Origin of the sequence: Yoonia sp. (assembly GCF_046498525.1) — a bacterium.
Lineage (GTDB): Bacteria > Pseudomonadota > Alphaproteobacteria > Rhodobacterales > Rhodobacteraceae > Yoonia.
This window is the reverse complement of record NZ_JAWOAN010000170.1, coordinates 1-5,495: the sequence shown is the minus strand read 5'-3', so window position 1 is coordinate 5,495 and position 5,495 is coordinate 1. Positions and strand designations below refer to the sequence as shown.

Annotated in this window: 6 protein-coding genes and 1 pseudogene; 1 reads left to right on the top strand and 6 read right to left on the bottom strand. The window is 61.1% G+C overall.

All coding sequences use genetic code 11. From position 1 onward, the window contains the following. Positions 1-194 precede the first annotated feature (194 nt). From R6T97_RS10945 to R6T97_RS10920, 6 genes and pseudogenes are all read right to left on the bottom strand, one after another. A complete protein-coding gene (locus R6T97_RS10945) occupies positions 195-1,022 on the bottom strand; it encodes a sulfite exporter TauE/SafE family protein (protein ID WP_410349325.1) in 828 nt (275 codons plus the stop codon). Next, positions 1,019-2,119 carry a molybdenum ABC transporter ATP-binding protein gene (modC, locus tag R6T97_RS10940; protein ID WP_410349324.1) on the bottom strand — a complete coding sequence of 367 codons (1,101 nt, stop codon included), beginning with the start codon at positions 2,117-2,119 and terminating at the stop codon, positions 1,019-1,021. The genes R6T97_RS10945 and modC overlap by 4 nt, the downstream gene beginning before the upstream one ends. Beyond that, the gene (gene modB, locus R6T97_RS10935) at positions 2,119-2,787 is read right to left on the bottom strand and encodes a molybdate ABC transporter permease subunit (RefSeq protein WP_410349323.1); all 669 of its coding nucleotides are present in this window, start codon (positions 2,785-2,787) and stop codon (positions 2,119-2,121) included. The genes modC and modB overlap by 1 nt, the downstream gene beginning before the upstream one ends. A 3-nt stretch (positions 2,788-2,790) precedes the next feature. After that, positions 2,791-3,576: a molybdate ABC transporter substrate-binding protein gene (modA, locus tag R6T97_RS10930; RefSeq protein ID WP_410349322.1), complete on the bottom strand. Its 786-nt coding sequence runs from the start codon at positions 3,574-3,576 to the stop codon at positions 2,791-2,793. Between the two features lie 64 nt (positions 3,577-3,640). After that, positions 3,641-4,012: a winged helix-turn-helix domain-containing protein gene (locus R6T97_RS10925; protein ID WP_410349321.1), complete on the bottom strand. Its 372-nt coding sequence runs from the start codon at positions 4,010-4,012 to the stop codon at positions 3,641-3,643. Between the two features lie 140 nt (positions 4,013-4,152). Further along, a pseudogene (locus R6T97_RS10920) lies at positions 4,153-5,160 on the bottom strand (Tn3 family transposase); the annotation flags it as partial. Here R6T97_RS10920 and R6T97_RS10915 point away from each other — a divergent pair. Then, the coding region (locus R6T97_RS10915; RefSeq protein WP_410349326.1) for a glycosyltransferase family 39 protein at positions 5,134-5,495 on the top strand (362 nt) is incomplete at its 3' end. The pseudogene R6T97_RS10920 and the gene R6T97_RS10915 sit on opposite strands and share 27 nt — an antisense overlap.

The following is a 5,495-nucleotide window of genomic DNA, read 5'->3' as shown; positions in this document are numbered from 1 at the left end:
CACGCTCGACACGAGCGAGATGTCGTCGCGTAGCGGCCCGACGCGGTCGGGCGGGCCTTTCGGGCATAGCGCGGCTTACGCTTCCTCCGACGTTCCGGCAAATAGGGGTCTGATGCCGGAGAGTGCAGGATCCTACGCTAAGCGCTGAGATCGCTGCGCGCCATTGTGGCTTGGGTGATGCGGCCTGCGATATCTTATTCGTGTGTTGTTGGGTTGTTTGACGGCAGTTGCCGGAACACGCCCCATGCAGACCATATCAGGATGATACCGAGTCCGATCTTAAGCGCCTGACTGGGAACCAGACCCAGTGCCAGCGCACCGATGATGGCCCCCAGCACCGATCCCGCGCCCAAAGGCAGGATCGTCATCCGCCAGACGGGGCCTTCGCGCAGCACGGAGCCCGGCCCGAAATGCCGCAACAACCCGACGACGATCGTGGGGATACCGACCAGCATCGACATTGATCCCGCCACTTTCACATCGACACCGAACAGCAGGATGAACACGGGGATAATCAGCTCGCCTCCTGCCACACCCAACAAAGACGACACCAGCCCGATGATGATACCACAGGCCGCCGCGACCAGCATTGTTGGCAGCAGACCTTCGCCTACCAGCCGGACAGGGGTGGGGACGGACATCCCTTCCGCGATCAGTACAAACCCGAGTGCAACCAGCAAGATCAGGATCAACCGTCCCAGCAATTTATCCGGTGCGCGGCGCAGCCAGCCCGCTCCGACCCAGGCGGCGGACATTGACCCTGCCAGCATTCCCAGCACAGCAGGCAGATGCGGTGTGATAGCCTCCCAAGGCACAGCAGCGGCGCGGAATGGAAACGCAACAGCCAGCACGATCAGACTGGCGACAAGGTTGATCGCCACAGCCTCGCGCACGGAAAAGCGTAAGGGGCCGACCAGCGCGGGTAGCCGGAACTCGGCTCCGCCAAGACCGATCAGCCCGCCTGCGGTGCCAACAAGCGCACCTATACCAAAGGAAAACACAGGGCGTGTGGGACGGGTCATCTTTCGATCTTTCTTGCGTCAGGCGTGCGTGCAACGTGATCACGCGCAACGCTCATGGATTTGAGGATAGCGTGAACAATTTCGCCAGATCGCAGATCCATCTGCGCGGCGGCGCGGCGGGTGATGCGGGCCAGAACTTCATGCCCGCCGACGTCAATATGGACCATGACGCCCGGTCCCGTGCCCGGCATGACCCGCGTCACCGTGCCTGCGATGATGTTCTGGGCTGACAGGCCCTCGGGGCGGCGGCGTGACAAGATCACATCATGCGCCATGATCCGCACGCGCAGCGCGGTGCCCGGTGCGCTGTCGATACCGGGCAGGAACAGTGGCCCCGTTGGTGCGTCCAGCCGCGTCAGCCCGTCATCTTCATGTGCTGCGACCACTGCAGGCAGCATGGCCGCAACCTCGCGGATGCCCATGGCGCGCAGGGCGGCAGGGTCGGCCATGACTTCTGCTGTGGTGCCTTCACGCACAACCTGTCCTTTCTCGATCACCACCATGCGGTCTGCAAGCAATTGCGCCTCGTTCATGTCATGGGTGACGAGGACCACCGGCATCGCCAGATGGCGGCGCAGTTCGATGATTTCGGCATAAAGCTTTTCCCGCGTCGCGCGGTCCACGGCGGAAAAAGGCTCATCCAGCAACAACGTTTGCGGTTTACGAGCCAATGCGCGGGCAACGGCCACGCGCTGCTGTTGCCCTCCGGAGAGTTGCGCAGGCTTTTGGTCCGCCAGTCCGTGCAGATTGACCAGGTCAAGAATGCGCGCAGCCTCAACCGCGTCTGGCCGGTCCGTCGCCGCCATCACGTTCTGTGCGGCGGTCATATGCGGGAATAGCGCATAATTCTGGAACACGATGCCGACCCGGCGGCGGTGTGTGGGCAGCTCGATCCTGGCCGCAGTATCAAGCCAGGTCGCGCCATTTACCGTCACTCGTGCCACGCTTGGCTGCCATAGCCCGGCGATTGTGCGGAGCAGCGTGGTCTTGCCTGATCCCGAATGCCCCACCAAGGCCAGCAATTCACCTGGCTCTACCCGGAACACCATATCCAGAGGGATCGGCATATCCGCACGCGCCATCACTTCCAATGCCATCAGGACAACCTCCGACCCACGCGGGCCGACAGCCAGAAGGTAATGGCTATCGTGAAAAGCGAGATCGCGACCAGCGTCGCTGACATGACCGCAGCGCCTCGGTCATCGAACCCCTGCACCCGGTCATAAATCGCGATGGCAATGGTTTTGGTCTCGCCGGGGATTGACCCACCGACCATCAGCACGATCCCGAATTCGCCTAATGTATGCGCAAAGGTCAGAACCATGGCCGTGACCAGTCCGGGCCAGGCCAGCGGCAATTCGACTTTCCACAAGCTGCGCAATGGCGACATGCCGCAGCAGGACGCCGCCTCGCGCACTTCGACAGCGATCGCCTCAAACCCCCGCTGTGCAGGCTGGATCGCAAAGGGCAGGTTGAAAATTACGCTTGCGACGACCAACCCCTCAAATGTGAATACCAGCTGATGCCCGAAGAGATTTTGCCAGAGATCACCCACTGGCGAATTGCGCCCGAAAGCCACCAGCATGTAAAACCCAAACACCGTGGGTGGCAGCACCAGTGGCAGCATCACCAGCGCCTCGACCAGACCCTTGCCGCGAAACTGCCGGTAGGCAAGGAACCGGCCCATCACCACCGCGACCGGCAACAGGATCACGACAGTCCAGGCCGCCAGCAGCAACGACAGCCACAGAGCCGTCCAGTCCATCAATCATTCGTCCCCGGGCAGCACGAAACCGTAGCGTTCCATGATTTCGCGGGCGGCAGGTTCTTTCAGATAAGCATAGAACGCTTGCGCCACCGGCCCCGCATCATTCAGCAGCGCCATGCGCTGGCGCAGCGGTTCGTGCCAGTCATCCGGGATCAGGGCATAGGTGCCGCGTCGCCTGACCTCTGGCGCAAGTGCCAGCGAATAGGCGATGATCCCGCCCTCGGCATTGCCCGACAGCGCGAATTGCGCAGCCTGCGACACATTTTCGCCCAGCACCATGAAAGGTTGCAGATCGTCCCAGATACCCTTTGTGATCAGCGCCTCGCGCGCGCGCATCCCGTAAGGCGCGTGGTCGGGGTTGGCGATGGCAAAGCGGGTGATCTGCTCCTCTGCCAGCATCTGTGCGAGATTGTCGAGGTTTTCGTCCGGCATCAGTCTGGACCCATCCGGCACTATGATCACAATGCGACCAATGGCGTAAAGATCGCCTTCGTTGGGGGTAAACCCATCACGTGCCAGATCGAAGATGAATTGTTCATCAGCGGCCATAAATATCTCGAAAGGTGCGCCTGCGCGGATCTGGCGGGCAAAATTGCCGGTAGAGCCCAATGACAGGCGCACCGACATGCCGGTGTCAGCAGTGAAGGCTGCTGCAATTTCCTCGACCGCGAATTGCAGATCGGATGCGGCGGCAACCACGGGTGCTTCGTCTTGCGCCAGTGCCGGCGCAGCAGTCAGCGACAATGCGGTGACAGCGGCCAGAATAGACCGGCGGGTGAAGGACATCGGAGGCACTCCTGTGATATGTTCCGGAAAACATATCGTCACCCCCCAGCCGATCGGTCAAGCGTTATTTTCTGTCGGGAACATCCACAATGAGCTCCTGCAGCGCATCCAACCGCGCAGCACCTGATTTGGCGGCATCGTCCTCGAACCCGCTATAAAGGCGCAGAACCTCGCGGCCCACATCAGTCAGCACGGCCCCGCCACCACGCGGCCCGCCGCGCGTGCTTTCCACCAAAGGGTCACGGAACATCGCGTTCAGCGTGCCGATTAATTGCCAGGCGCGTTTATAGCTCATCCCCATCTCGCGTCCCGCCGCAGCGATCGACCCGCAGCGGTCGATACGTTCGAGCAGTTCAGCCTTGCCGGGCCCAATCATCCCGGCGTCACGAAAAACAATGCGGATGCGCAAGGCGGGGCGTTTGGTATTCTGATCCATATCGGCAGGATTACGGGAAACGCAGGGGTCTTCAAGTCTTCAACGCGTGGTAGGCTCCACACTCATGCAGCGGGGCAAAAACCTCAAAACCAATGGACCTGTTGCTAACGCGTGCAGAGCCCTATTCTCAGGCCGTTTGGTCATCTTTTGGGCCACCTGTATTCGCCGGTGAGAAGGATGTGCGCCCACCCGAGGGGTGAGATATGCGCCAGAAGGTTTGCTGAGCAGTCCAAACCATCACTGTGGCGACTATCGACAGCGTGACCGAGATGTTTGGTGTTCCAGTAAATGATGATGGCGGCGAGGAGGTTCAGCCCGGCCATTCGAAAGTGTTGGCCTTGGGCTGTTCGATCACGGATTTCACCTTGGCGCCCAATGCGCAGGGCGTTTTTCAGCGCATGATGCGCTTCGCCCTTATTTAGGCCGATTTGGGCACGGCGTTGCATATCGGCATCCAGCAGCCAATCGATAATGAACAGCGTCCGTTCGATCCTGCCGATTTCGCGCAATGCGACCGCAAGTTCATGCTGTCGGGGATAGGATGCAAATTTGCGCAAGAGTTGGCTTGGCGGCATTGCGCCCGCCACCATGGTGGCCGCGCTGCGCAGTATATCTGGCCAGTTTGAGCTGATGACGGGTTCCCTGACCTTGCCGCCGATCAGGCCCTTCAGTTCTTTTGGGCAGGATGCCGGATCGAAGAGGTAAAGGCGCTTGGAAGGCAGATCCCGGATGCGGGGGATGAACTGAAAGCCCAGAAGGGCGGTGACGGCGAAGACGTGGTCGGTGAAGCCGCCCGTGTCGGCATACTGTTCGCGGATTTTCTGGCCTGCGTCTGTCATCAACAGGCCGTCCAGGATGTAAGGGGCCTCGTTCACCGTGGCCGGGATTGTCTGGGTGGCGAAGGGGCCGAACTGGTCGGAGACATGGGTATAGGCTTTTAGGCCGGGTTCGTGGCCGTATTTGGCGTTGATCAGGTTCATTGCTTCGCCCTGGCGCGTGGTGGGGAAGAATTGCCCATCACTGGACGCGCTGGTGCCACCGCCCCAGAACCGGGCCATTGGCAAGGCGGATTGGCCTTCGATCACTATTGCCAGGGCGCGCGCCATCGCCTCGCTTTCGACATGCCACCGCGACAAGCCCGACAGCTGGCGGTCTGCAAAAAGGGCTACGCTGGGGTGCTGGCCGGCGGGCTTTACACGCTCTGGTACTATTCTTTTGACTTTTGGAACACGGCCCAGACCGATGGCTTTCAGACGCTGCCAACGGCCCTGGGCGTGTTGGCTTTTCTGTTTGCCCGGGATCGTGATCAGCGTTGGGCTTACGTGGTCAGTGGTGTGGGCGTAGGCTTGGCCACCCTGTTCAAGTACCCCATGGGTCTCCTTCTCCCCCTGTTGATGCTCCTCGTCCTCGTGGACCGCCGCGCCGACGGCATCCCCGCCGTGGTGGCCATGGGATTGGGGTTCTGCCTGTCCCTGACCCTGTG